General features: G+C 57.0%; 25 protein-coding genes. 5 read left to right on the top strand and 20 right to left on the bottom strand.

Annotated elements, in window-relative coordinates:
• Nucleotides 1-200 precede the first annotated feature (200 nt).
• On the top strand, nt 201-872 hold the full coding sequence (locus ACLIBF_RS02680; protein WP_082097609.1) for an OapA family protein: 672 nt from the start codon (nt 201-203) through the stop codon (nt 870-872).
• 70 nt (nt 873-942) lie between these two features.
• Here the strand turns inward: ACLIBF_RS02680 and rplI are convergent, their stop codons facing one another.
• The 4 genes from rplI to rpsF are packed head-to-tail and all read right to left on the bottom strand — an operon-like array spanning nt 943 to nt 2,383.
• Complete coding sequence (gene rplI / locus ACLIBF_RS02675) at nt 943-1,392, bottom strand: 50S ribosomal protein L9 (protein ID WP_031376408.1); 450 nt, start codon at nt 1,390-1,392, stop codon at nt 943-945.
• 39 nt (nt 1,393-1,431) lie between these two features.
• Complete coding sequence (gene rpsR, locus ACLIBF_RS02670) at nt 1,432-1,659, bottom strand: 30S ribosomal protein S18 (protein ID WP_000135199.1); 228 nt, start codon at nt 1,657-1,659, stop codon at nt 1,432-1,434.
• A gap of 4 nt (nt 1,660-1,663) precedes the next feature.
• A complete protein-coding gene (gene priB, locus ACLIBF_RS02665; protein WP_046289269.1) occupies nt 1,664-1,981 on the bottom strand; it encodes a primosomal replication protein N in 318 nt (105 codons plus the stop codon).
• A 6-nt stretch (nt 1,982-1,987) separates the two neighbouring features.
• A complete protein-coding gene (rpsF, locus tag ACLIBF_RS02660; RefSeq protein WP_031376410.1) occupies nt 1,988-2,383 on the bottom strand; it encodes a 30S ribosomal protein S6 in 396 nt (131 codons plus the stop codon).
• Nucleotides 2,384-2,788: 405 nt separating this feature from the next.
• Here rpsF and ACLIBF_RS02655 point away from each other — a divergent pair, with 405 nt between their 5' ends.
• Nucleotides 2,789-2,992 (top strand): hypothetical protein, encoded by a 204-nt coding sequence (locus tag ACLIBF_RS02655; RefSeq protein ID WP_031376411.1) that lies wholly within the window; start codon nt 2,789-2,791, stop codon nt 2,990-2,992.
• Between the two features lie 56 nt (nt 2,993-3,048).
• Here the strand turns inward: ACLIBF_RS02655 and yjfP are convergent, their stop codons facing one another.
• Nucleotides 3,049-3,798: an esterase gene (gene yjfP / locus ACLIBF_RS02650; RefSeq protein WP_046289270.1), complete on the bottom strand. Its 750-nt coding sequence runs from the start codon at nt 3,796-3,798 to the stop codon at nt 3,049-3,051.
• Nucleotides 3,799-3,957: 159 nt separating this feature from the next.
• Between yjfP and ACLIBF_RS02645 the strand changes: the two genes are divergently transcribed.
• Entirely contained in the window at nt 3,958-5,889 is a 1,932-nt protein-coding gene (locus ACLIBF_RS02645; protein ID WP_031376412.1) for a methyl-accepting chemotaxis protein, read from the top strand.
• Between the two features lie 56 nt (nt 5,890-5,945).
• Complete coding sequence (gene bsmA / locus ACLIBF_RS02640; RefSeq protein WP_031376413.1) at nt 5,946-6,272, top strand: biofilm peroxide resistance protein BsmA; 327 nt, start codon at nt 5,946-5,948, stop codon at nt 6,270-6,272.
• Here bsmA and ACLIBF_RS02635 read toward each other — a convergent pair.
• The 15 genes from ACLIBF_RS02635 to nnr all read right to left on the bottom strand — a co-directional run bounded on the left by ACLIBF_RS02635 (nt 6,246) and on the right by nnr (nt 24,545).
• Nucleotides 6,246-7,874, bottom strand: coding sequence for an isovaleryl-CoA dehydrogenase (locus ACLIBF_RS02635; protein WP_279810027.1), 1,629 nt, complete (start codon nt 7,872-7,874; stop codon nt 6,246-6,248). The two genes, bsmA and ACLIBF_RS02635, sit on opposite strands and share 27 nt — an antisense overlap.
• Before the next feature lie 220 nt (nt 7,875-8,094).
• Entirely contained in the window at nt 8,095-8,829 is a 735-nt protein-coding gene (gene rlmB, locus ACLIBF_RS02630) for a 23S rRNA (guanosine(2251)-2'-O)-methyltransferase RlmB (RefSeq protein WP_031376415.1), read from the bottom strand.
• 70 nt (nt 8,830-8,899) lie between these two features.
• Nucleotides 8,900-11,392 (bottom strand): ribonuclease R, encoded by a 2,493-nt coding sequence (rnr, locus tag ACLIBF_RS02625; RefSeq protein ID WP_069729037.1) that lies wholly within the window; start codon nt 11,390-11,392, stop codon nt 8,900-8,902.
• A gap of 16 nt (nt 11,393-11,408) precedes the next feature.
• Nucleotides 11,409-11,852, bottom strand: coding sequence for a nitric oxide-sensing transcriptional repressor NsrR (gene nsrR, locus ACLIBF_RS02620; RefSeq protein WP_031376416.1), 444 nt, complete (start codon nt 11,850-11,852; stop codon nt 11,409-11,411).
• 218 nt (nt 11,853-12,070) lie between these two features.
• On the bottom strand, nt 12,071-13,369 hold the full coding sequence (locus ACLIBF_RS02615; protein WP_031376417.1) for an adenylosuccinate synthase: 1,299 nt from the start codon (nt 13,367-13,369) through the stop codon (nt 12,071-12,073).
• Between the two features lie 166 nt (nt 13,370-13,535).
• Nucleotides 13,536-13,736 (bottom strand): DUF2065 domain-containing protein, encoded by a 201-nt coding sequence (locus ACLIBF_RS02610; RefSeq protein WP_031376418.1) that lies wholly within the window; start codon nt 13,734-13,736, stop codon nt 13,536-13,538.
• Nucleotides 13,737-13,792: 56 nt separating this feature from the next.
• Nucleotides 13,793-14,797 carry a protease modulator HflC gene (gene hflC / locus ACLIBF_RS02605; protein WP_031376419.1) on the bottom strand — a complete coding sequence of 335 codons (1,005 nt, stop codon included), beginning with the start codon at nt 14,795-14,797 and terminating at the stop codon, nt 13,793-13,795.
• A gap of 3 nt (nt 14,798-14,800) precedes the next feature.
• Nucleotides 14,801-16,039, bottom strand: coding sequence for an FtsH protease activity modulator HflK (gene hflK / locus ACLIBF_RS02600; RefSeq protein ID WP_046289272.1), 1,239 nt, complete (start codon nt 16,037-16,039; stop codon nt 14,801-14,803).
• Between the two features lie 227 nt (nt 16,040-16,266).
• Complete coding sequence (gene hflX, locus ACLIBF_RS02595; RefSeq protein WP_031376420.1) at nt 16,267-17,547, bottom strand: ribosome rescue GTPase HflX; 1,281 nt, start codon at nt 17,545-17,547, stop codon at nt 16,267-16,269.
• 76 nt (nt 17,548-17,623) lie between these two features.
• Entirely contained in the window at nt 17,624-17,935 is a 312-nt protein-coding gene (gene hfq / locus ACLIBF_RS02590) for an RNA chaperone Hfq (protein ID WP_009087468.1), read from the bottom strand.
• A gap of 103 nt (nt 17,936-18,038) precedes the next feature.
• Nucleotides 18,039-18,989: a tRNA (adenosine(37)-N6)-dimethylallyltransferase MiaA gene (gene miaA / locus ACLIBF_RS02585; RefSeq protein WP_279810025.1), complete on the bottom strand. Its 951-nt coding sequence runs from the start codon at nt 18,987-18,989 to the stop codon at nt 18,039-18,041.
• The gene (mutL, locus tag ACLIBF_RS02580) at nt 18,982-20,835 is read right to left on the bottom strand and encodes a DNA mismatch repair endonuclease MutL (RefSeq protein WP_448309267.1); all 1,854 of its coding nucleotides are present in this window, start codon (nt 20,833-20,835) and stop codon (nt 18,982-18,984) included. Before mutL ends, miaA begins: the two co-directional genes overlap by 8 nt.
• Nucleotides 20,836-20,884: 49 nt before the next feature.
• Nucleotides 20,885-22,555 (bottom strand): N-acetylmuramoyl-L-alanine amidase AmiB, encoded by a 1,671-nt coding sequence (gene amiB, locus ACLIBF_RS02575; protein ID WP_069729033.1) that lies wholly within the window; start codon nt 22,553-22,555, stop codon nt 20,885-20,887.
• The gene (gene tsaE, locus ACLIBF_RS02570; RefSeq protein ID WP_031377856.1) at nt 22,552-23,028 is read right to left on the bottom strand and encodes a tRNA (adenosine(37)-N6)-threonylcarbamoyltransferase complex ATPase subunit type 1 TsaE; all 477 of its coding nucleotides are present in this window, start codon (nt 23,026-23,028) and stop codon (nt 22,552-22,554) included. Before tsaE ends, amiB begins: the two co-directional genes overlap by 4 nt.
• Nucleotides 23,025-24,545: a bifunctional ADP-dependent NAD(P)H-hydrate dehydratase/NAD(P)H-hydrate epimerase gene (gene nnr / locus ACLIBF_RS02565; protein ID WP_279810023.1), complete on the bottom strand. Its 1,521-nt coding sequence runs from the start codon at nt 24,543-24,545 to the stop codon at nt 23,025-23,027. Before nnr ends, tsaE begins: the two co-directional genes overlap by 4 nt.
• On the opposite strand from nnr, the gene queG reads away from it, so the two are divergent.
• On the top strand, nt 24,544-25,683 hold the full coding sequence (gene queG, locus ACLIBF_RS02560; RefSeq protein WP_279810022.1) for a tRNA epoxyqueuosine(34) reductase QueG: 1,140 nt from the start codon (nt 24,544-24,546) through the stop codon (nt 25,681-25,683). The two genes, nnr and queG, sit on opposite strands and share 2 nt — an antisense overlap.
• The last annotated feature ends 77 nt before the right edge of the window (nt 25,684-25,760 follow it).

Here is a 25,760-nt window from a genome sequence, read left to right as displayed (position 1 = left end):
CGGATAAATTCGAACCGGCAGCATAGCAGTGCAGGCCGCTGGCGTAAAATGCCCTGCATCGCAGATGACTTTTCGCGGCGAAAGAGAAACAATACCCCCGTCAAATTTATCAATGCTGGCAGGCACTTCGCGCCGGTATTGCCCATACTATAACTGTTGACGGAATTACGCCGTCTGTTGCACACCAAAAGAGAGAACACATGGGCCAGATCGCCCCACGACGCCGCAGGACGCGTGCAACGCGTATTGTATCCCGGCTGCAAACCTGGCTGGCCGCACGCAAGCCGCAGCAACCCGCTGGAGAGGAGGAACCACGAATGGCTTCAGACGCGTCATCACGGCTACCGACATGGCTTCATCGTATCTGGCATGTTACCGACCACATCGGCTGGATGGACCCGCTGCCTGCGCCGCATCGCCGTGGCATTGTTATCGCGCTGCTGGTGATGCTGCTGGCGTTTCTCTGGCCGGTCAGTACACCGCGCTATCCGGTGGAGCGTCCGGTTACGCCGTCCGCTGAGAAAGAGGTGCCGATGCAGGCGGATATTTATGACAACAAAGCCGACTCATCCTCTTCTCAGCCGCAGCCGACGCCAAAAGCGGATTCACAGGGAGAGTGGCGCAACTATACGGTCGCTTCAGGCCAGACGCTGGCCCAGCTGTTTCGTGACAACAGTCTGCCGGTAAATGATGTGTTTGCGATGGCGCGAGTGGAAGGCAGCGATCAGCCGCTGAGTTCACTGAAAAGCGGTCAGCAGGTCAAAATCCGTCAGGACGCACAGGGCGCAGTGACCGGACTGACGATAGAGGGCGCTAACGGCCCGGTGCTGTTTACGCGTCAGCCGGATGGCAGCTTTATCCGCGCGCAATAGCGTTCAGGCGGCAATAAAAACAAAAACGCCGGCACAAGGCCGGCGTTCCCGCAGTGCTCAGTAATAAAAATTACTCAGCAACGATATTCACGATCAGTTTCGCGAATACTTCACTGTGAACCTGGAAGTTCACTTCGTGCTCACCGGTGGTGCGCAGAACGCCGTTCGGCAGACGAACTTCGCTCTTAGCCACTTCAACGCCAGCTGCAGAAACTGCATCAGCGATGTCGCGGGTACCGATAGAACCGAACAGTTTACCTTCGTCGCCTGCTTTAGACGCGATGGTTACGGTGCCCAGTGCATTGATTTTCTCAGCGCGTGCATTTGCTGCAGACAGAACGTCGGACAGTTTAGCTTCCAGTTCTGCACGGCGTGCTTCGAAGAATTCAACGTTTTTCCTGGTAGCAGGCACAGCTTTGCCCTGTGGTACCAGGAAGTTACGAGCGTAGCCCGCTTTAACGTTAACCTGATCACCCAGGCTGCCCAGGTTTGCTACTTTATCAAGCAGAATAACTTGCATTACCTTATCCTCTTAAAGTCGTTAATGGACAGTTGCCGATTACTGATGACGATCAGTGTACGGCAGCAGAGACAGGTAACGCGCGCGCTTGATAGCACGAGCCAGCTGACGCTGGTATTTTGCGCGAGTACCAGTGATACGGCTTGGTACGATCTTGCCGCTTTCAGTGATGTAGTTTTTCAGCGTTGCGATATCTTTATAATCGATCTCTTGAACGCCTTCCGCGGTGAAACGGCAGAACTTGCGACGACGGAAATAACGTGCCATTTGGCTAGTCTCCAGAATCTATCAATTCAATCTGCTCGGCATGTAACACCATTTTGCTCTGGCCATTGCGTGCCTGATGGCAGCTAATGAAACCGTCGAGTATGAGTTGCGTGCCGACCGTTATATGTTGAGTAATCACCTGATGGGCAGTGCCGCTGATAATCACCGGCATACGACACCAGGCTTGCCGGTGAAACCCGGCCTCCTCCTGCACTGAGCGGTGCTCAAGCACAAACTGACAGTGCGGAATTCCTGACGGGCTAATTTTTCGAACCGGCGTCTTGCACACCGTGCCAGACAAGCGCAGTCGATTAACCGTCACGATGGATTACTCTTCAGAATCCCCAGCATCTGAGTCATCAGCGGATTCGTTAGCAAAATCTTCGCGGCGCTCACGACGCTCGTCTTTCGCTTTAACCATCGGTGATGCTTCAGTTACCGCGTTTTTAACGCGCATAACCATGCTACGGATAACGGCGTCGTTGAAGCGGAAGTTCGTTTCCAGCTCATCGATCGCTTCCTGCGGCGCTTCAACGTTCAGCAGAACGTAGTGCGCTTTGTGCAGTTTGTTGATCGGGTAAGCCAGCTGACGGCGGCCCCAGTCTTCCAGACGGTGAATCGTGCCCTGTGCACCAGTGATGGCACCAGTGTAACGCTCGATCATGCCCGGAACCTGTTCGCTCTGGTCAGGATGGACCATAAATACGATTTCGTAATGACGCATCGAAATTGCTCCTTACGGATTATTCAGCCTCCTGTCGGGGTCAACCGCGGCCCATGGAAGCAAGGAACGTTATAGGCTGTGTCCCACAAAAGTTCGTTGTGACGAGCGCTTGTGGGACACAGCCTGAGAATGCGGCTGAAAAATTGACGCGTAATCATACTGGCGGGGGCCACTAAACTCAAGCGCACATTTCAACAAATGCCATCCGGCGTGCCAGATACGCAGGCTTTTCGTGCTAATCATATGAATACAGCGCGTTAAGCAGCGATTATTCAAAAAGGCTGATGAAGAGGTTCAGGCAGACGATCTGGCGATAATATCGCCAGTCGCTAAACTTAATGCAGACGTTACGGTTTGGCTTACCGGCGTCTAACAGAGTGTCTTCCCTGAAGTGAGGAGTCGGCCATGAAAAGGTACGTCATCGCCACTTTACTGGGTCTCTTCCTGTCTCTACCCGCTCTTGCCAGCAATGCTGACTGTGCGCAGCAGATGAGAAGTCACAGCAGCAAAGCGGCTGAGGGTTATGTCTACGTTAATCGACTGGATGCACCGGAGAGTAATCCGATCAGTGCGCCAGCCCGACTGTCAGAACGGTTCACTGCCCGCTAATAAACGGGTCAGGCCAGGGCGGAGCAGACCCCTCCGCCCTTTTTTACGTCTGATGTTTAAAGCTGATGCTTAAAGAAGCTCACCAGCGCCGTCAAACCTGACGGCGTAATCTTATGTCCAATCTGCTGTTCCGACAGTGACGTCAGATGCTGCGCTAATCCTTTGCTGCGCAGCGCGGCTTCCAGGCGGGCGCTTTCAGCAAAGGGCACCACCTCATCAGCTTCACCATGCCACAGCAGCAGCGGACGATTGGCCAGCGTGTCCAGCCGGGTGCTGGGATCGTATTCCGCCAGCGGTGCCATCCGGGCATCAAACTGTGCCTGCTGTTCCGGCGAGCGCACCACCAGCGGCGGAAACAGCGTCTGGCTGAGCTGCATAAAGTAGCCGGAACCCATCATGCAGGCGACGCTGTGGATCTGCGGATAGCGGGCCATCGCCCCCAGCGCCGTCATGCCGCCCATCGACGCCCCGGCGACCGCAAACCGCTCACCGGCGATCAGATCGTCAGCGCGCAGCGCCGATTCCAGCTGCGGCAGCTCATCAATATTTTTTTTCAGGATATCCCAGAAGTGACTCAGGCGGCTTTCGGCATCGCCGTGATAGCGTGCGCCGTGCAGATCCGCATCCGGCATCACCGCCCGGAATCCGGCCTGCGCTAAGGCGACGGCGAAATAGGCATAGACCTCTTTCGACGACGTAAAGCCGTGATAAAACAGCACTGTCGGCAGCCGGTTACGGCGCTGACCAGCTGGCGCGGCGTGCAGACACTCAATTCCTGCCAGCGTTTCCGTGGTGAGTTCAATCATATTCTCTCCTGAAAGGGGCGAAGCACAGGCTTTGAGTGTACGTTCTGCCACAACATTTGCGAAGCCATTCCCCCGCTGCCGGTCGTCAGCTTGCGGCCTAAACTTTTTCGCGTTGCTGCCGTTGATCCGGTATCCCCCCAATGTGATCAAAGGTAATTTATGAAGCGTCTCTCTCTCAGCGGCCTGAGTCTTGGAGTTAAGCTGTCTGTACTGACGTCTCTCAGCGTAGCGTTATTACTGCTGGTTCTGACGCTGACCCAGAGCCACACCGCCTCACGCCAGCTGGAAAACCTCGCGATTGATGATATGCACAATCAGGTGCAGGGCATCAGTGAAATGGCGACCATGTTCAACGCCACGCTTTCCGAAGAGGTGAGCAACTACACCAATCTGTTTACCAGCTTTTTACCCAGGCGCTTTAGCCTCGATGAAAGTGCCCGGGTGCAGGTGGGCAGCTTTTCGACGCCGGTGCTGCGTGCTGGCTTAAAGACGCTCAACCTCGACCAGACAGCGGTGGACGATTTCACCGAACGCACTGCTGCGGTCGCCACCATTTTCGTGCGTGACGGCGAAGACTTTATCCGCATTTCCACCTCGCTGAAGAAGCAGGATGGCAGTCGCGCCATCGGAACCCAGCTCGATCGCGCCAGCGCCGCCTGGAAAAGCGTGCATCAGGGGGAAATCTACCGTGGCCTCGCCACGCTGTTTGGCCATCGCTACATCACCCAGTATCAGCCGGTCAAAGATGCCAGCGGCACGGTAGTCGCCATTCTGTTTGTCGGGGTCGGTATCGATCAGCAATACGCCCTGATGCGTGAGAAAATCCTCGCGCGTCGGCTGGGCGACAGCGGCCACTTTTATGTGATCAACGGCGCGCCCGGCAGCGCTCAGGGTCAGTATCTGTTTGATCAGCACAACGAAGGGAAACTGCCGGGCTGGGATAACGCGATACAGCAGCAACTGCTGACCCAGCCGCAAGGGATACGGCAGGTGGAGATGGCCGGAGAGAACCGCATGCTGGCCTGGCAGCAGTTACCGGGCTGGAACTGGGTGATTGTTGGTGAGGTTAACCGCGCCAGCCTGCTGGCACCGATTACCCACAGTCGTAACCTGTTTTTACTCACCGGCCTGGCGCTGGTGCTGGTGTTTGCGCTTGGCTTTGTCTGGTACAGCCGCCGGGCGATTACCCGTCCGCTGCAGCAGGTGATTCATCTGGCGCAGCAGTATGCCGCCGGTAATTTGCAGGTGCATCTCGATACGCCACGTCGCGACGAAGTGGGCCAGTTGATCAACGCCATCAACGGCATTGGCGATGGTCTGGAGAAGATCGTCGGTCAGGTGCGCAGCGCCGCGCAGGAGATCAGTGACGGCACCGATACCATCGCCGCCAGCAGCCACAATATCAGCGAGCAGATTGGGCGTCAGGCCAGCAGCGTCGAGCAGACCTCGGCCAGCATGGAGCAGTTTGGTGCGACGGTAGAACATACCGCCGATAGCCTGCGCCAGGCGATGTCGCTGGTGTCTGAAGCCAGCGCTATCGTCAGCCAGGGCAGCCAGACCGTGGTGCGCTCGGTTAACACCATGTCGGCCATTAAAATCTCGTCGCAAAGCATTGCGGATATCACCCATGTGATCGAATCTATCGCCTTCCAGACCAATATCCTGGCGCTGAATGCCGCGGTTGAAGCCGCGCGTGCCGGTGAACAGGGACGCGGATTTGCGGTGGTAGCTGCCGAAGTACGGGCGCTGGCGCAGCGCTCGGCGCAGGCCGCGAAAGAGATTGATGGGCTAATCGCCACCTCAATCGGCAATGTGGCGGAAGGCCATCTGTTATCTGAGCAGACCCGCGACGCGATGACCCACATCGTGACGCACATTGAGCAGGTCCAGGCGCTGATGGGCGAGATCAACGTGGCGGCGCAACAGCAGGCTGCCGGCATTGGTCAGGTTAATCTGGCGATGAACCAGATCAGCCAGGCGACGCATCAGAACAGCGAACTGGTGGCGCAGGCGGAAAGTAGCGCCCAGACCCTGAGTGATAAAGGCCATCACCTGACCCAGCTGGTCAGCGTTTTTAGCCTCAAATCCTGACGGCATTCGGGACGATGGCATACACTTAATGCTTCGTCCTGAATGAGGGTTTTCCTATGCGTTTCGCTTACTTACTGGTGTTAAGCCTGTCACTGGCAGGCTGTTCTGCGTTTCAGACGACCCCAAAAGCGCCGCCCGCGCCGACGCAACAGGCGCAGGAAATTTCACGGGCGCAAAGCGCCGGTTTACCGAAGCTGGGCAATATCACCGTCAACGTGCACGGTTCACCGGATGATGCACAGCGCGCCGTGGCCGCCCGGGCCAATCAGTCCGGTGCGACCTACTATCAGATCGTGGCGCTGAGTGAAACGGTGATGCCTGGCTTATGGTACGCCAGCGCGATCCTGTACGGAGCCTCACCCACCGCAGGCGCGGGCCAGTAAGCGGTCGGCCAGCGCGGCATCAAGTGGACGTGAGCCGCGCTGATCGAGCCATTGCCGGCACCAGCCATCCGCCAGCGGCGGCTCGGCATATTTCAGCAGCTGTGCGCCCGTTGCCAGCAGCAGCAGGCTGCGGGTCAGTTCACGCGCCTGCGCCTCCGGTATTTTGTGCAGTCGCAGACGAAGCTGACGCCAGCGCGCATCGAAATGGCGGTTACTGCCTTTGACTGCCTCAAATTCCTGGCTGAGCATCTCTGCCGCATCGCTCTGCCGCGAAAGCGCGCGCAACACGTCGAGACACATCACGTTGCCCGACCCTTCCCAGATACTGTTAACCGGGATATCGCGATACAGCCGCGGCAGCTCACTCGCTTCGCAGTAGCCGATGCCGCCTAACACCTCCATCGCCTCTGCCACAAACGGCGCACCTGCTTTGCATATCTGGTATTTCGCCGCCGGGGTAAACAGGCGCGCAAAGGCAACCTCATGCGGTTTTGCCGGCTGCGACCAGGCACGGGCCAGCCGCATCAGTAAGGCGGTCTGTCCTTCCAGCTGCAGTGCCTGCTGCGCCAGCACCTGACGCATCAGTGGCTGATCCACCAGATTTTTACCCAACACCTGGCGCTGGTGTGCATGATAGAGCGCAACTGAAAAAGCCCGCCGCATCTGGCCGTGACTGCCGAGCGCGCAGTCAAAACGGGTCATTCCGCCCATTTTCAGGATCAGCCGGACCCCTTCCCCCTCTTCTCCCAGTAGCCAGCCAGTGGCGTCGCGAAACTCGACTTCGCTGCTGGCATTGGATCGATTACCCAGCTTATCTTTCAGCCGCTCGATCTGGATAGCATTGCGGGAACCGTCCGGTAACAGGCGCGGCAGGAAGAAGCAGCTCAGTCCCGCCGGCGTCTGTGCCAGTACCAGATGCGCATCGCTTTGCGGCACCGAAAAAAACCACTTATGACCGGTGAGCCGGTAGATTTCACCGGGGCCGCGCGCGCCCAGCGGCTCCGCGCGGGTGGTGGTAGTGAACAGATCGCTGCCGCCCTGCTTTTCTGTCATGCCCATGCCGATCAGCAAGCCGCGCTTTTGATCGCCGGGCTGTGCATGGGTGTCATACCGGTCACTGAGCAGCGGATCGAGCCAGCCTTCGAACGTGGCCGGCAGATAAGTCTGAAGCAGCGGGATTGCCGCGTGGGTCATCGTCACCGGGCAGAGCGTGCCCGCTTCAACCTGAGCATGCAGAATAAAACGGGCGGCACGCGCCACGCTGGCATGTTCGCGCACCGTCGGTTGCCAGCTGAGGTTGTGCAGACGGCTGGCGCAGACGCCCTGCATCAGCAGATGCCAGGCGGGATGAAAACGCACTTCATCGAGCCGCACGCCACGCGCATCGTAGCGCAGCAGTTCGGGCGGTTCGGCATTGGCCAGCCGGCCAAGCTCCAGTGATTCAGCGCTGCCAAGCTGCAGCCCGACGGAAGCCAGCCATTCACGATCCCACTCCGCGCCCTCGCGCTGTAGCGCTTCACTCAACGGCGTATCGGAAAGGAACAGGTTGCTGTTACTGAGAGGATGGGGCTGATTAAAAACGGTGTGTGTTGTCCAGGTCATAACCACTCCTCGCGGATGTCACTCAGTAAGTATACCCGTCGTCTTTCAAGCTGCATTTTTGTTGGCTGCGTTCACTCACCCGAATCACTTACTCATGTAAGCTCATCGGGATTCGTTCTCTTGCCGCCTCAATGCAACCCGAAATCCTTTGGGTATATACGAATGACGCGCAGTTATGCCTGGTACAGAAACTAATTTGTGGCGAGGATCACATCGGAGATCAGGCGTTGCGCTGGCGCACCGCTTCAAACAGGCAGACGCCGGTAGCGACCGAGACGTTCAGCGAAGAGACGCTGCCCGCCATCGGAATACTGATCAGCTCATCGCAATGTTCACGGGTCAGACGACGCATGCCTTCGCCCTCTGCGCCCATCACCAGCGCCATCGGGCCGGTCATTTTGCTCTGATACACGGTGTGATCGGCTTCACCGGCCGTGCCGACTACCCAGATGTTGTACTCCTGCAGCAAGCGCAGCGTCCGCGCCAGGTTGGTAACGCGGATTAACGGCACGTTCTCAGCCGCACCGCTGGCCACTTTTTTGGCGGTGGCGTTCAGCGGAGCGGAACGATCTTTTGGCACGATCACCGCATCCACGCCCGCTGCATCGGCGCTGCGCAGACAGGCTCCGAGGTTATGCGGATCGGTAACCCCGTCCAGCACCAGCAGGAACGGTTTTTCCAGGCTCTGCAGCAGATCCGGCAGATCGCCTTCCTGATACTGACGGCCCGGTTTAACCTGCGCCACGATACCCTGATGCACGCCGCCTTCCACCTGGCTGTCCAGCCACTTACGCTCTGCCAGTTGAATTACGATCCCCTGAGCTTCCAGCGCGGCGACCAGGGGTTGCAGGCGACGATCGTCGCGGCCTTTGAGGATAAAGACCTGCTGGAAACGTTGTGGGTCTCGTTCCAGCAGCGCCTGCACGGCATGGATACCAAAAATAATTTCGCTCATCGATCTGCTCAGTGTGTGGAAATGAATAAATTACCGCCCTTTCCCGGCTGAGAAAGGGCGGCTATGCGCATCAGTCAGTTTGCGCTTTTTTGCTGGCGCGCTTAGCCCGCGTGGCGGCGGCGATTTTACGGCTTTTTTCCGAGACGGTTTTACTTTTTTTCTCGGTTTTTGCCGCTGCCGGTCTGCCCTTGTCACCGCGGAAAGCAGCGTCTGGCTCAAAATTGGACTTCTTGCTGACATCACGACGGCGTTTAGACGGTGGTTTGCCATCACGCTTCGCCCGATCGCGCTCGGTTTTACCTTCGCCGCGTACCTGACGCTGGCTGGAGATCAGGGCAAAGTCGATTTTACGCTCGTCCATGTGCACCGCTTCGACCCGTACTTCCACAATATCGCCAAGACGATAGGTGCGGCCGCCGGACTCGCCAATCAGACGCTGACCGACCGGATCAAAACGGTAGTAGTCGTTATCCAGCGTCGAGACATGCACCAGACCATCAATGAACAGATCGCTCAAGCGGACAAAGAAGCCAAAGCCGGTGACGCTGGAGATCACGCCGTTGAAGACGTTGCCGACCTGATCCTGCATGAAGTCACACTTGAGCCAGTCCGCGACGTCGCGGGTCGCTTCATCAGCCCGGCGTTCGGTCAGGGAACAGTGCAGTCCCAGTTGCAGCATCTCCGGCATTTCGTAGTGATAGCCACCGGTCGCAGTCATCCGATCTTTGATCGCGTTGCTGTCTTTCGGCATCAGATATTTGATGGCGCGTTGTACCAGACCTTTACCTTCACCCTGCTCTTTTGCCAGCAGATACTTGATGGCGCGATGCAATGTCAGATCCGGGTAGCGGCGGATTGGCGAGGTAAAGTGAGCATATGACGAGAGTGCCAGACCAAAGTGACCGCGGTTTTCCGGATCGTAAACCGCCTGCTTCATCGAACGCAGCAGCATGGTTTGCAGCATTTCCGCATCAGGACGATCGGCCACCTGCTTCAGCAGTGCGGCATAGTCGATCGGCTGCGGTTTGTTGCCGCCGGGCAGACTCAGTCCCAGCTCGTTGAGCACGGTACGGAAACTCTTGATGCTTTCGTCGGTCGGGCGATCGTGATCGCGGAACAGCGCCGGTTCCTGATTTTTCTCAACGAAGCGTGCCGAGGCGATATTCGCCAGGATCATGCACTCTTCGATCAGCTTGTGGGCGTCATTACGCGAAACGCGCTCAACACGCTCAATGCGGCGCTCGGCGTTGAAGATGAACTTCGCTTCTTCGGTCTCAAACGAGATGCCGCCACGCTCTTCACGTGCTGCTTCCAGCGCCTGATACAGGTTGTGCAGCTCTTCAAGATCTTTAACCAGCGGCGCATACTGCTGACGCAGCTCTTTGTCGCCCTGCAGAATGTTCCAGACTTTATTGTAGGTCAGACGCGCATGCGAATTCATCACCGCTTCGTAGTGTTTGAAGCCGGTCAGTTTCCCTTTTGAGGAAACGGTCATTTCGCACACCATACACAGGCGATCGACCTGCGGGTTGAGCGAACATAAACCGTTCGACAGCACTTCCGGCAGCATCGGCACCACCTGTGACGGGAAATAGACCGAGGTACCGCGCTGATGCGCTTCGTCATCCAGCGGCGTGCCAGGACGGACGTAATAGCTGACATCCGCGATAGCAACCCACAACCGCCAGCCGCCACCGCGTTTTTTCTCACAGTAGACCGCATCGTCAAAGTCACGGGCATCTTCGCCATCAATCGTGACCAGCGGCAGCTTACGTAAGTCGACGCGTCCTTTTTTGGCCTCTTCCGGCACTTCTTCTTTCAGCTTACTGACCTGCGCTTCAACCTCTGGCGGCCAGCTGTGTGGGATTTCATGGGTCCGAAGCGCCATATCGACCGCCAGACTGGTGCCCATATCATCACCGAGGATCTCAGCCACTTTACCGATCGCTTTACTGCGACGGGTTGGACGCTGAACTAACTCCACCACCACGACCGAGCCCATGCGGGCATTCATGGTTTCTTCCGGTGGGATCAGGATGTCAAAGCTCAGACGGCTGTCGTCCGGCACCACAAAGCCAGCACCGGCGTCGGTGAAGTAACGGCCAACGATCTGGTTATTGCGTGGTTCCTGTACCCGCACCACGCGCGCTTCGCGACGGCCTTTACGATCGGCACCCAGCGGCTGGGCCAGAATGACGTCGCCGTGCATGCAAAACTTCATCTGTTCGGCGGAGAGATAGAGGTCATCCTTCTGACCTTCTGCCCGCAGAAAGCCGTAGCCATCACGGTGGCCAATGACCTTCCCGCGTAGCAGATCCAGACGCTCCGGCAGGGCATAGCATTGACGGCGGGTGAACACCAGCTGACCATCACGCTCCATGGCGCGCAGACGGCGACGCAGCGCCTCAATATGCTCTTCTTCCTGCAGGTTCATCTCTTGCGCCAGCTCTTCGCGGCTGGCCGGTTTTTCGCGTTTTTCTAATAGCGCCAGAATAAATTCACGGCTTGGAATGGGGTTTTCGTATTTTTCAGCTTCTCTATCCTGAAAAGGATCTTTTGACATAGCGGTTCCTCCGATGTCATTGAGTATTTATTGCCACCGGCGGTTCGGACAATATGATTTCATAAAGTGGGGTATTCCCTTCAACCAAATCCGCCAGCGTGTAGCTATCCAGTTCCTGCAGGAAGCGCTGTACCGCGTCATGTAGCGCCTTCTTCAGGCGACAGGCGGGCGTAATGGAACAGGATGCGCAGTCCACTAATTGTAGCGGTTCCATCTTACGCACTACGTCGCCAATCACAATCTGACTGGCCGGCATGCCAAGACGAAGCCCGCCATTTTTGCCGCGCGTTGCTGCGATATATCCCGCCCGGCTCAGTTGATTAATGATTTTGACCATGTGATTACGTGACACACCATAGGTGTTGGTCACTTCAGTGATGTTGGTCTGCTGGCCTTCGGGCAACGCGGCCAGATAAATCAGGGCCCGTAAACCATAATCAGTAAAACTCGTCAGCTGCACAGTAACCTCAGTGAATCATCAAAAGTGGCATCGCATAACCCGCCTTGCGATTGATGTCAGGAATAAATCGGATCGCCATGCGAGTGGCTACGATGATAAACCAGAGTCTGATTAACCGTGCGTTTTTTTAAGCCAGCACCGGGTTGGACAAGCGAAGGGGAATTAAGTGGCATCAAAGAGTGGAAAAACAAAGGCCGGACAAGGTCCGGCCTGGGTGATTATGCGTCGAACGGATCGCGCAGAATCATCGTTTCACTGCGGTCCGGGCCGGTTGAGATAATATCAACCGGAACACCCGTCACTTCTTCTACACGCTTGATATAGTCGCGGGCAGCTTGTGGTAAGCCCTCCAGCGTCTTCACACCAAAAGTAGTCTCGCTCCAGCCCGGCATCGTTTCATAGATCGGCTCAATGCCTTCCCAGTTCTCTGCCGCCAGCGGCGTGGTGGTGACTTCACGGCCATCCGGCATCCGGTAAGCCACGCAGATTTTGACCTCTTTCAGGCCATCCAGCACGTCCAGTTTAGTCATGCAGAAACCGGACAGAGAGTTGATCTGCACCGCACGACGCACGGCAACCGCATCCAGCCAGCCGGTACGACGACGACGGCCGGTGGTGGCACCGAACTCGTTACCCTGCTTACACAGGAACTCACCGGTTTCGTCAAACAGCTCGGTCGGGAATGGACCAGCACCGACGCGGGTTGAGTACGCTTTCACGATACCCAGCACGTAATCGACATAGCGCGGGCCAATGCCTGAGCCGGTCGCTACGCCGCCAGCGGTGGTGTTGGACGAGGTAACGTACGGATAGGTACCGTGATCGATATCCAGCAGCGTACCCTGCGCACCTTCGAACATGATCAGATCGCCACGCTTACGCGCGCCGTCCAGCAGCTCAGAGACGTCAACCACCATGCTGGTCAGGATGTCGGCAATCGCCATCACATCGTTCAGCACTTTATCGAAGTCGACCGCCTGCTCTTTGTAGTAGTGCACCAGCTGGAAGTTGTAGAAATCGACCACTTCTTTCAGCTTGGCGGCAAAGGTCTCTTTGTTGAACAGATCGCTGACGCGCAGTGCACGGCGTGCGACTTTATCTTCATAAGCCGGACCAATACCGCGGCCAGTAGTCCCGATCGCCTTAGCACCACGCGCTTTTTCGCGCGCCATGTCCATGGCAACGTGATACTGCAGAATCAACGGACAGGCTTCAGAAATCAGCAGACGTTCGCGTACCGGAATCCCGCGCTCTTCGAGGCCTTTCATCTCTTTCATTAAGGCTTCAGGAGAGAGCACTACGCCGTTACCAATAATGCTGGTGACGTTATCGCGCAGAATGCCAGAAGGGATCAGGTGGAGGACGGTTTTTTCACCGTTGATGACAAGTGTGTGGCCCGCATTGTGGCCGCCTTGATAACGCACAACGTAATTCGCGCGTTCAGTCAGAAGGTCTACAATCTTACCTTTACCTTCGTCACCCCATTGGGTGCCCAGTACGACGACGTTCTTACCCATTTCTCAAAATCACCGATTGCTTAAAAAAGGATTCTACCATCTGATCCGGTGGTTTTCAGCACTTTTAGCATACGATTGCGCGCTTTTTTGCCAGCATTTTGATCACTACAACATGTTGGGGAAAACAGGCGCAGCAGGCACAATTTGTGCACCAGGCCAGCAGTTGTTACAGGTTGCCGTGCAGGCTAAGCATGCAATAGATCACCATTCCGGCTACCACCAGCCCGCCGCCAAAACGGTGCAACAGGCGATCGGGCAGCTGCGTCATCGCCAGAATCATGCGGCGCCAGGCGCGTGGCATGAACATCGGTCCCAACCCTTCCAGCACTAATACCAGCGCCAGTGCCATCCAGATGCTTGTTTTCATACTGATACCCAAAAAAAAGGCCGACAACATTGTCGGCCTGTAGGTTATATCAGTTCTTAACGTGTCGCGTTAGAGGGCGCCTTCATATATCGGAAGAAGTCACTGTCCGGGCTTAACACCATCACATCCTGATTGTCATTGAAGCTGTTTTCATAGGCACGCAGGCTACGAATAAAGGCGTAGAAGTCCGGGTCCTGACTGAATGCCGCAGCAAACAGTCGCGCCGTTTCCGCATCACCGTCACCACGGGTAATCAGCGCTTCACGCTGGGCTTCGGCCAGCGTACGCGTTACCTGGTAATCAGCCTGGGCGCGCAGTTTTTCTGCTTCTTCCTGACCTTGTGAACGCTGGCTACGTGCTACGGCTTCACGCTCTGCACGCATACGGTTGAAGATCGCATCTGAAACTTCGGTCGGCAGGTTGATCTGCTTAATCCGTACATCTACGACCTGAATACCTAACGCCGCCATACTGTTCGGGTTCGGTGCCGGTTCGCTGCTGTTAGTTTCACGCTCTACGCGGGCCGCTGCACTGGCAATCGCATCATCGGCGGCCGGGGTGGCGATTTCGTCATCGCTGCCTGCACTACCGGTGTTCAGCGCATCACGCACGTCGGTGGTCAGACGACCACGCGAATCGGTCACAATGTCTTTAACATCCAGACGACCCATTTCAGAACGCAGACGGTCACTGAACTTACGTTTCAGCAGTACTTCCGCCTGAGACACATCGCCGCCACCGGTGGCCAGATAGTAACGACTGAAGTCGCTGATACGCCATTTGATGTAGGAATCGACGATCAGATCTTTCTTCTCTTTAGTGACGAAGCGATCGGCCTGGTTGTCCATGGTCTGAATACGAGCATCCAGTGTTTTAACCGTTTCCAGGAATGGGATCTTGAAATGCAGACCCGGTTCAAACACCTGCGGTTTGTTTTCGTCGTCGCGCAGAACCTTACCGAAGCGCAGTACGATGCCGCGTTGACCTTCCTGCACCACAAACAGCGACGCATAGAGCGCCACCAGCACGACGATGATTAATACTACTATTGGCTTACGCATCGATTACTCTCTCCCTTCGCGCTGGCTGTCGTTGCGCAGAGCGTTAGCCCGACGCTGATCCATGATGCTGTCCGGACTGTATGACGACGTGTCACTGCGGCTGGCGCTGCGATCGGAGAGCGCAGGCTGCGATGCGGCACTGCCCCCTTTCTGACCGTTGTGGCCGGTTGACGCCTGACCGCCACGCATCAGTTGATCGAGCGGCAGCACCATCAGGTTATTACCCCGATCGTTAACCAGTACTTTACGGGTATGGCTGAGCACGCGTTCCATCGTTTCGATATAGAGACGCTCTTTGGTGATTTCTGGTGCCGCTTTGTACTCAGGCAGGATTTTGGCAAACCGCGCCACTTCACCCTGCGCTTCCAGCACCGTCCGCTCTTTATACGCACGGGCTTCTTCCAGAATACGCTGCGCCTGACCGTTAGCTCGTGGCTGAACTTCGTTGGCGTAGGCTTCCGCTTCGCGGACATACTGCTCGCGGTTTTCACGTGCGGCAATCGCATCATCAAACGCAGACTTCACCTCTTCCGGTGGACGAGCCGCCTGGAAGTTTACGTCCAGCACCGCGATGCCCATATTGTAAGGGCGAATCGTTTCGTCGATTTCACGCTGGGTATCGCTACGGACCACAGTACGACCTTCGGTCAGGATACGGTCCATGGTGGAACGGCCAATGACGCCGCGCAGTGCGCTGTCGGTGGCCTGACGCAGACTGTCATCCGCGCTGGTAACGGCATAAAGATAACGTTCCGGATCGGTAACCCGGTACTGGACGTTCATCTCAACCCGCACCACGTTCTCATCCGAAGTCAGCATCACGCCTGACGCGGCCAGTTCACGTACCGCTTCAACGTTAACGGCACGCACCTGATCGATAAAGGTCGGTTTCCAGTTCAGACCTGGCTCAACCAGATGACTGAACTTACCGAAGCGCGTTACCACGCCACGTTCCGCTTCTTTGATGGTGTAGAAACCGCTTGCTGCCCAGATCACGACAGCTGCAACCGCTACGATGCCAACAATTTTGCCGCCGCTGCCGGAGCCGCGCTGACCGTTGTCGTTCTGTTTGCCACCGCCCAGACCACCAAGCTTCTTGCTCAGCTTACGGAAGATATCATCCAGATCAGGAGGCCCGGATTCCCGTCCTCCTTTATTCCCCCCAGAGTTGCCGCCTTGATTATTGCTGCTTCCCCACGGGTCGCGGTCCTGTCCGTTATTTCCGGGCTGATTCCACGCCATGTCTCTACTCCATTTATTGTATTTGCGGTTTTTACCCTTCATCTTTCGGATTGCAGCGGTGTTGGCTGCCTTCGCTCACTCCGGTCACTTACCTGCGTAAGCTCCCGGGGATTCACTCAGTTGCCGCCTTGCTGAAATCCGAAATACTCGGGTAACGCCTGCGTATTCGGGTCTGCAACGAAAGTGCGACAATCTTCAATTTTTAAGGTAAATGCGTTTGGGCAATATCAAACAATATAACTGGTCAGCGACGGTTCCTGTTTGCATAAGCGCAACCATTCAATGATTGGCATACGAATCTGCAATCCTACACTGCCGTCTTCCTGATTCCACTCTTTCTCAATCGCCTGCAACTGGTAGAAACGGCTGCGCAAGCGCCCCGCTTCGGGTGGCAGACGTAATTCGTATTGGGCAATTTCACCCGACAGCCGCTCAGACAGCGCCTGCCATAATAACGGAATACCGGCACCGGTCTGGGCAGACAGCCAGACGCGAATCGGCAGGTTTTCTTCGTTACGATCGATGCGTGGTTCAAAGCCATCGAGCATATCGATCTTATTCATGACCAGTAAGGTGGGAATTTCGTCAGCGTCGATCTCTTCCAGTACGGTATCAACGGCTTCAATATTTTCTGTGACGCGAACGTCAGCACCGTCAATCACATGCAGCAGCAACGTCGCCTGACGCGTCTCCTGAAGGGTCGCTTTAAAGGCAGCAACCAAATCGTGAGGAAGATGGCGGATAAAGCCGACCGTATCCGCCAGCACCACTTCACCGACATCGGCGACATTCAGGCGGCGCAGCGTCGGATCAAGGGTCGCAAACAGCTGATCGGCAGCAAAGACGTTGGCTGAGGTCACGGCGTTAAACAGCGTCGATTTACCGGCGTTGGTATAGCCCACCAGCGACACGGTTGGCACATCGGCCTTGGCGCGTGCCTGACGTCCCTGCTCACGCTGTTTCTCTACCCGTTCCAGACGGGATAAAATCTGGCTGATACGGCCGCGTAATAAGCGACGGTCAGTTTCTAACTGCGTTTCACCCGGACCGCGTAAGCCGATCCCGCCTTTCTGACGTTCAAGGTGCGTCCAGCCGCGTACCAGACGCGTGGCAAGATGGCGTAGCTGTGCCAGCTCAACCTGCAATTTACCTTCGTGGGTGCGTGCGCGTTGCGCGAAGATATCGAGAATTAAGCCGGTACGATCAATCACCCGGCATTCGCACAGGCGCTCGAGATTTCTTTCCTGAGCGGGCGTAAGGGCATGATCGAATAAGACGACCGATGCTCCTGTTGTTTTTACCGCATCGGCAATTTCAACGGCCTTTCCTTCACCGACAAAATACTTGGGATGTGGCGCTTTGCGGCTGCCAGTGATCACTTGCAGCGCGTCAACGCCAGCAGAAGAAACCAGGGTTTCAAATTCCTGAAGATCTTCTACTTCTTTGTCTTGGGAGAACCAGATGTGTACCAGTACGGCCTGCTCACCGGCATCATAACGGTCAAACAAGCTATAACCTCGCTAAAATAAAAGACCAGGACGGAAAACCATTCATGCTCTCCGGTCCTGGCTGTACGGCGACGCGTTATTCTGCGTTATCACCGTCTTGTTGTGGCTGTGGCTGCGCAGATGTGTTGCTGCCGCCATGATGGTAATTGTTGCTGCCGCCACCGGTATTATTGCTATGGTGAGAAACCGGGCGCGAAGGAACAACGGTAGAAATGGCGTGTTTATAAACCATCTGACTTACCGTGTTTTTCAGCAAAATTACAAACTGATCAAATGACTCAATCTGACCCTGCAGCTTGATACCGTTAACCAAATAAATCGAAACCGGAACACGTTCACGACGCAGTGCGTTCAAAAACGGGTCTTGTAATGATTGCCCCTTAGCCATTCTATCTTTTCCTTATATGCTTGTTGTTTGTTGCTTGTAGAACCTATGGTTCTGAAAAAACTGCGTAAAAATTTGCGCACGATAACCCGTCAATTGTACACAATCACCCATGCTTCGCACTAAGAACCTGTAGCACCCTGTCACGTGCCAGTTGGGGCTCGTCACTGTCTAACCAGTGAACGTTTTCCCAGCCGCGTAACCAGGTAATCTGACGCTTAGCAAGTTGCCGGGTTGCGCAAATTCCCCGATAAACCATCTCGTCATAATCGATTTCGCCCGATAAATAAGACCACATCTGGCGATAACCAACACAACGAATGGAAGGCATGTCCGTATGCAAATCACCTCGTGCAAACAGGGCCCGAGACTCCGCTTCAAATCCTGACGCCAACATCTGCTCAAAACGCAACGCGATGCGCTGGTGTAACAGCTCGCGGCTCGCAGGGGCGATGGCAAACTGGTACACATCGTAGGGTAACGCTTCACCGGACGTTTTTGTCAGTTCCGTTAAAGTTTTACCCGAAATGAAAAAAACTTCCAGTGCTCGCGAAAGTCTCTGCGGATCATTCGGATGAATACGACTGCCGGCAACCGGGTCGATTTCACACAGCTGGCGGTGTAAAGCTTCCCAGCCTTTTTCACGCGCCGTTTGCTCTATCCGCTGACGAACCTCGGGATCGGCCGAGGGCAACGGCGACAATCCTTCAAGTAACGCCTTGAAGTAGAGCATGGTTCCACCAACAAGCAACGGAATTCGTCCGGCCTGAACGATATCCGCCATTTCTGCTAACGCATCGCGTCGAAACTCGGCCGCCGAATAGGCTTCCGCGGGATCGCGTATGTCCAGCAACCGATGGGGCGCCACTACTAACTCCTCAGCCGACGGTTTCGCCGTGCCAATATCCATCTGACGATAGATTAAGGCAGAATCTACGCTGATTAGTTCCACTGGCAAATGCTTACGCAGCTCAATCGCTAACGCCGTCTTGCCAGACGCCGTGGGTCCCATCAAAAATATAGCCTTTGGCCGGCCAGCCTGGTTTAGTTCACTCATGCTTCAACGCGTCAATCGCGCTCTCAATCTCTATGGCCTGTATCAGACCTGAAGGCGGCGATTTTAATAACTGTGGACAGAGCCGTTCCAGCTCAGCCAGCAGGTTAATCGCCTGTGAGTGATTCCAGTCAGATGACTCTGCATCCTGACGCCGCGCCAGCCACTGGGCCAGTTGCGTCGCAGAGTTATCTTGCTGCCGGGCGAGATAGCCTAACAGTTCAGGAATCAAGATTTGTAAATTTTGTGTTCGTAACGGTAAAGGAACCGCGCGCAGAGTCACGTGGTCGCCCTCCAGCTGCAGTTCTATTCCCATCTGATTGAGCAGACTGCTGTTTTTCTGTGCAGCCTGCCGCTCGGTCTGGGCAATTTTAAGCCGCACCGGGATCAATAACGGCTGCGGTTTTAAGCCGGTTTCGCCGGGCTGAAGCTGCGCCTGTTTTAACCAGCGCGCCGCCATCGGCAGAGACAGCAGCAGCAGTCTCTGGTCCTGCTCCAGCAACGCATAGTGGTGATGCAGCACCGTCAGTACCCGGCCAAAACTCTGGGCATGCGCCGCCAGCGGTGACGCCTGGACGACGGCTCGCGGTGCCGGTTCAGCCGGCTTCGCTGGTGGCGCGCCCGTGGCAGGCGTTTTTAGCAACTGCTGATACACCGCGCCTTCCCGCTGACGATAACCGCTCTCTTTGTTCTGCCAGGCTGGCGCTGGTCCCGGCGTCGGTGCTGCCGGCGCTGACTCGATGCGACGCGCGGCGGGCTGTGAAAAATGGTTCCCCCCGGCCGCCTGACGATTCTCGGGTTGCCAGCGCGGCGCGGGCTCTTCCGCCTGCAGCGTCGGCAATACCGGGGCCGCGCTCGCCTGTAACACGCTCATCACGCCCTGATAGATAAAATCATGCACCAGCCGCGACTGATGAAACCGCACCTCATGTTTTGCCGGATGAACGTTGACATCCACCTGGTGCGGATCGATTTCCAGATAGAGCACATAGGCGGGCTGCTGGTCCTCCTGCAGCTGGGTCTGGAAAGCCTGGCGGATCGCGTGATTGATCAGCTTGTCGCGCATCATGCGGCCGTTTACGTAGCAATACTGCAGGTCGCTGACCTGACGCGAACCGGTCGGATCGGCTACCCAGCCGCGCAGTGACAGATCGTCGTGCTGCCAGTCGATGCGTAACGCATGCTGCATAAAGGTCACGCCACAGATGGCTGCCAGCCGTCGTTCGCGCTGGCTCTCTTCACTCACCGCCCGATACTGACGCATCATTTTGCCGTTGTGACTGAGTGAAATCGCCACGTCAAAGCGGGCCAGCGCGATGCGGCGAATCACTTCGTCGATGTGACCAAACTCGGTTTTTTCAGTGCGCATGAATTTGCGGCGTGCCGGGGTGTTGTAAAACAGATCCAGCACTTCCAGCGTGGTGCCGCACGGATGCGCAGCAGGTTTGACCGTCACGGCCATATCTCGCCCTTCGGCATAGGCCTGCCAGGCTTCAGTTTGATCGGCGGTACGTGAGGTCAGAGTCAGGCGAGAGACCGAGCTGATACTGGCCAGCGCTTCGCCCCGGAAACCGAGGCTCATGATCGCCTCCAGGTCATCCAGTGAGGCAATCTTGCTGGTGGCATGGCGGGCCAGTGCCATCGCCAGTTCGCTTTTTACGATGCCGCATCCGTTGTCACGGATGCGTATCAGCTTCGCGCCGCCCTTTTCAATCTCAATATCAATGCGCGTTGCGCCAGCATCAAGGCTGTTTTCCACCAGCTCTTTCACAACCGATGCAGGACGCTCGACCACTTCACCCGCCGCGATCTGGTTCGCCAGTTGCGGCGGTAAAATTTGTATCGGCATGGTGGATATCCTTTTAGCTGATAGCCCGGCGCAGTGGCCGGGCAAACATTCAGGATGCAGGAATTTTCAGGTTCTGCCCCAACATTACGTTGGTCGACTTCAGATTATTGGTCTGCATTATCGCCTTCGGGCTGACGCCGTAGTGGGCGGCAATGCCGGTCAGCGAGTCGCCACGTACCACTTTATGACGGACCACACCGCGCGTGGTGGCTCGCGTGGTCCGGCTGACGGCAGCGCTGGCAGGGACTTTAAGGCGTTGCCCAACCCATACCACATCGCGCTTCAGCGTATTCATCTCACGCAGGGTGGCCATGCTGACGCCATACTTCGCGGCGATGCCAGACAGCGTCTCGCCGCGCGTCACCGTGTGGCGCTGAGTGGCACCGGTATATTGCGTCACGCCGGTCGCCGGGTTGCTGGCGACGCTAACCGCTGGCGACGAGCCCAGCGGCCGGTTTTCCTCCTTTGGGATGGATTGCAGCGGGTGCGCCAGGAAATAAGTGCGCAGACCTTTATAGATCGACTGCGCAATCTTATCCTGGTGTGCGCTACTGCCAAGCAGTCGCTCCTCCGAGGAATTACTGATAAAACCGGTTTCCACTAACAGCGAAGGAATATCCGGCGAACGCAGCACGCCAAGGCTGGCATGTTCTGGTAAGCGTTTATGCAGCGAAGTGACGCCGCGTAATTGCTGCAACACGCGCTGGGCAATGTCATAACCGACACGCTGTGAATGACCAAACTGCAGGTCGAGCACCGCCTGGCTGAGATAAGGGTCCGCCTGACTGTTCGCCAGCAGATCGCCTGCGCCGCCCAGCAGTTCAGACTGTTTCTCTTTCTGCTCCAGCCAGTTAGCCATTTCACTGTTGGCGCGACGGTTCGACAGCACCCAGACCGACGCACCGGTCGCCGCATGGCTTGGCGCGGCATCGGCGTGAATTGAGACCAGCACGTTGGCATTCGCTTTACGCGCCACGTCAGAACGGCCCATCACCGAAATAAAATAGTCGCCATCACGGGTCAGTACGCCTTTGAACATCGGATCGTTATTCAGTAACACCCGCAGCTTACGGGCGATAGCGATGGTGACATTCTTCTCTTTCAGCCCGCGCTGTCCGATAGCGCCGGGGTCCTGACCGCCGTGTCCGGCATCAATCGCCACGATCACCGTGTCGTTGCGGCTGACCGCGCTGCCCGGACGTACCGTGCTGGCTGTGCTGGTGACGGCGGTGACTGGATTGGCGTTAAACGGGTTCGCGGCGGCTGCGCTCTGAACCGGGGCGCGGACCGGCGCAGGATCGGGCGTCGGCGTCGGGCGGGTTACGGCCGGCCGTGAGCCGGTAATGGTAAACACCACGCTGTAGCTGCTGCCGTTACGCTGCGTCACCGCCCGGGTTTTGCCCGGCTGCGTCAGCTCAAACACCAGCCGTACGCTCTGTTTGTCTTTCGGCGTGCTGGTCCGGATGCGCTTTACAATGTTTTCTCCGCTGAAGTTCAGCGGCAGTCCCTGCACCACTCCGCTCTGGCGCACGTCCAGCACCACCCGGTCCGGGTTGCGTAGCGGGAAGAAACCATACACTGGCTGCCCGGCAAAGCTCAGGGTCACCGTGGCCTGGCTATCGCCGTTGGCGACTTTGATATCAGACAGGGTGGCCGCAAACAGCGGCGCGCAGACCAGCAACAGCAGGGTCACTAAGGCTAATTTCATCCGTGACTTCATGCCGGGTCCCTGTGTTGTGCGAGTGACGCAATCCACTGCTCTGCCAGCGGCGTATGGGCCGCCAGCTCCGCTTCACGCGCATCATCGACGTAGCGCAGCGTTAAGGAGAGATCGGGCGGCGGCAGAAACCCTTCGCCCTGCTGTGGCCATTCAACCAGACAGATGGCGTCACCGCTGAAATAGTCGCGGATGCCCATAAATTCCAGCTCTTCCGGGTCGGCCAGCCGATAGAGATCAAAATGATAAAGTGAGCGCTCACCCAGGGTGTAAGGCTCGACCAGCGTGTAGGTTGGGCTTTTTACGTTGCCCTGATGTCCCAGCGCCTGCAGAAAGCCGCGGCTGAAGGTGGTTTTACCCGCCCCCAGATCGCCATAGAGATAAATGACCGCCGCGTTGCCACAGGCACGCGCCAGTTGAGCGCCCAAACCGAGCGTAGCCGCCTCATCGGGCAAAGAAATAACACAGGTCTTCATGCTTCTTGATTCATCTCAGGATTAACAAATTGCCACAGCAGCTCAAGTAAATCAGTTGCCAGCATACCGCGCGTGCCACGTTGTGCCGCCACCGCATCGGCTGCGGCGCCGTGCGCGACGCAGCCGGCACAGGCAGCATCAAACAGCGCCAGTTTCTGGCCCACCAGCGAAGCGATAATCCCACTCAGGAGATCGCCCATGCCGCCGGAGGCCATACCGGCATTGCCTACATCGGCAAACGCCATTTCACCCTGCTCGCTGGCGATCAGGGTTCCGGCACCTTTCAGTACCACCACGCCGCCGTAGCGCTGGGCTAAGCTCTGCGCTGCATGTAAGCGGTCACTCTCAACTTCACTGGTCTTGATGTTGAGCAAGCGCGCCGCTTCGCCAGGATGCGGCGTAATGATGCGATTCTGACGTTTCTCTGCACTGATTGCCAGCAGGTTAAGTGCATCCGCATCCCAAAGCATCGGCTTTTCGCATTCCGCGACCCGTTCCAGCGCCCGCTTGCCCCAATCCCGCTGCCCAAGGCCCGGTCCAATCGCAATCACATCCGCCCATTCCAGGGCCGCGCTGAGCTGTTCATCGGTTAGTTCATCGACCATGATTTCCGGCCGCGCCGTCAGGATCGGGATAATATTATCCTTGTGAGTAAGTACTCGCACTAACCCGCTGCCGCTGCGTAGCGCTGCTTCTGCCGTCATCCGAACCGCGCCGGCGGTACCGGCATCACCGCCCACCACCAGCAGGCGACCATGATCGCCTTTATGCGAGGTCGGCTTACGCGGTCTGAGCCACTGTGCAAGCGCGCTGGCATCATAGCGCGCCATCGGAGCGGTTTCCGCCGCCAGAAAAGCCTGCAGGCCGAGATCGGCATAGAACAACTCGCCGATAAAGTCCCGCGCTTTGCCGGTAATCTGGCCCGGCTTAAGCGCCACCACGCTCAGGGTGTGCGTGGCCTGTATCACCTCGCCGGGCGCACTGCCGGTGCTGGCGACTAAGCCGGAAGGCATGTCGATAGCAAGGATCGGCGCAGCATGGGCATTCGCCTGCTGAATCAGGGTGCGGTAAGGTTCGCCCGGCGCGCGATTAATGCCGGTTCCCAGCAGCGCATCGACGATGACCCCGACCTGATCTGGCCAGGCGGCATCGGCGGCATGAATTTCGCCGCCCGCATCCAGCCAGGCGTCGCGGGCACGTTGCGCCTCCTCGGGCAGCGGTTTCTCACCGTCACAGGCCAGCAGCGTGACCTGCCGGCCCGCCGCCTGCCCCAGACGGGCCACCACGTAGCCATCACCGCCGTTATTGCCATGACCACACAGGATTAGCCAGTGTCGGGCGTCAGGCCAGCAGGCGTTAAGATGTTCATAGGCTGCCTGTCCGGCGCGCAGCATCAGTTCATATAAGGTGATGCCGAGCGCATCAGCGCCTTCACGCTCCAGCTGCGCCACAGCCTGCGCAGGCCAGACAGAATATGGTAAACTGCGGCTGTTTTTCTTCGAACCCTGGTCACTCATGTCATACCCTCTCGATCTTCATCAACTCGCACAACAGATTAAACAGTGGGGATTGGATCTCGGCTTTCAGCAGGTCGGCATCACCGATACCGATCTGAGTGCGGAAGAGCCGCGTCTTCAGGCGTGGCTGGACAAGCAATATCATGGCGAGATGGAGTGGATGGCGCGCCACGGTATGATGCGGGCGCGTCCGCATGAACTGCTACCCGGTACGCTGCGCGTCATCAGCGTTCGCATGAACTACCTGCCGGCCAAAGCGGCTTTTGCCAGTACGCTGAAAAATCCCCGGCTGGGCTATGTCAGCCGTTATGCACTTGGTCGTGATTACCACAAAGTATTGCGCAATCGACTGAAAAAGCTCGGAGAAATGATCCAGCAGCATTGCGGTGAGCTTAATTTCCGGCCGTTTGTTGACTCCGCCCCGCTGCTTGAGCGCCCGCTGGCGGCCAAAGCCGGACTGGGCTGGACCGGTAAACACTCTTTGATTCTCAATCGCGAGGCGGGTTCATGGTTTTTCCTCGGCGAGCTGCTGATCGATCTGCCGCTGCCGGTGGATACGCCTCAGCCGGAGCAGTGTGGACGCTGCGTCGCCTGTCTGACTATCTGCCCGACCAACGCCATCGTTGAACCCTATGTGGTCGATGCGCGGCGCTGCATCTCCTACCTCACTATCGAACTCGAAGGGGCCATTCCGGAAGAATTTCGTCCGCTGATGGGCAACCGGATTTATGGCTGTGACGATTGTCAGCTGATCTGTCCGTGGAATCGTTACGGGCAGCTCAGCGATGAAAGTGACTTTTCGCCGCGCGCCGCCCTGCATGCGCCCGAACTGATCGATCTGTTTCAATGGGATGAAGCAAAGTTTCTGCGTATTACGGAGGGATCGGCGATTCGCCGCATTGGTCATTTACGCTGGCTGCGCAATATCGCCGTGGCGCTGGGTAATGCGCCCTGGTCACCGGAGATTATTCCGGTGCTGGAGCAGCGGCTGGGTGAGAGTGATTTGCTGGATGAACATATCCGGTGGGCCATCGCCCGGCAGCAGGATAAGCGTCAGCAGGTGGTTATCGACGTGCAGCCCGCCCAGCAAAAGCGCCTGGTTCGTGCAGTCGAGAAGGGATTACCGCGTGATGCATGAGTGTACAGCCAGCCGGCAGAATCGCGTTTTCCACATGCTGTGAATAAAAATAAAAAGCCGTTGTCATTCAACTGCCA

The organism is Pantoea sp. PGP6 (genome assembly GCF_053474785.1).
The sequence above is the reverse complement of the archived record's forward strand: the minus strand, read 5'-3'. Positions and strand labels throughout refer to the sequence as shown.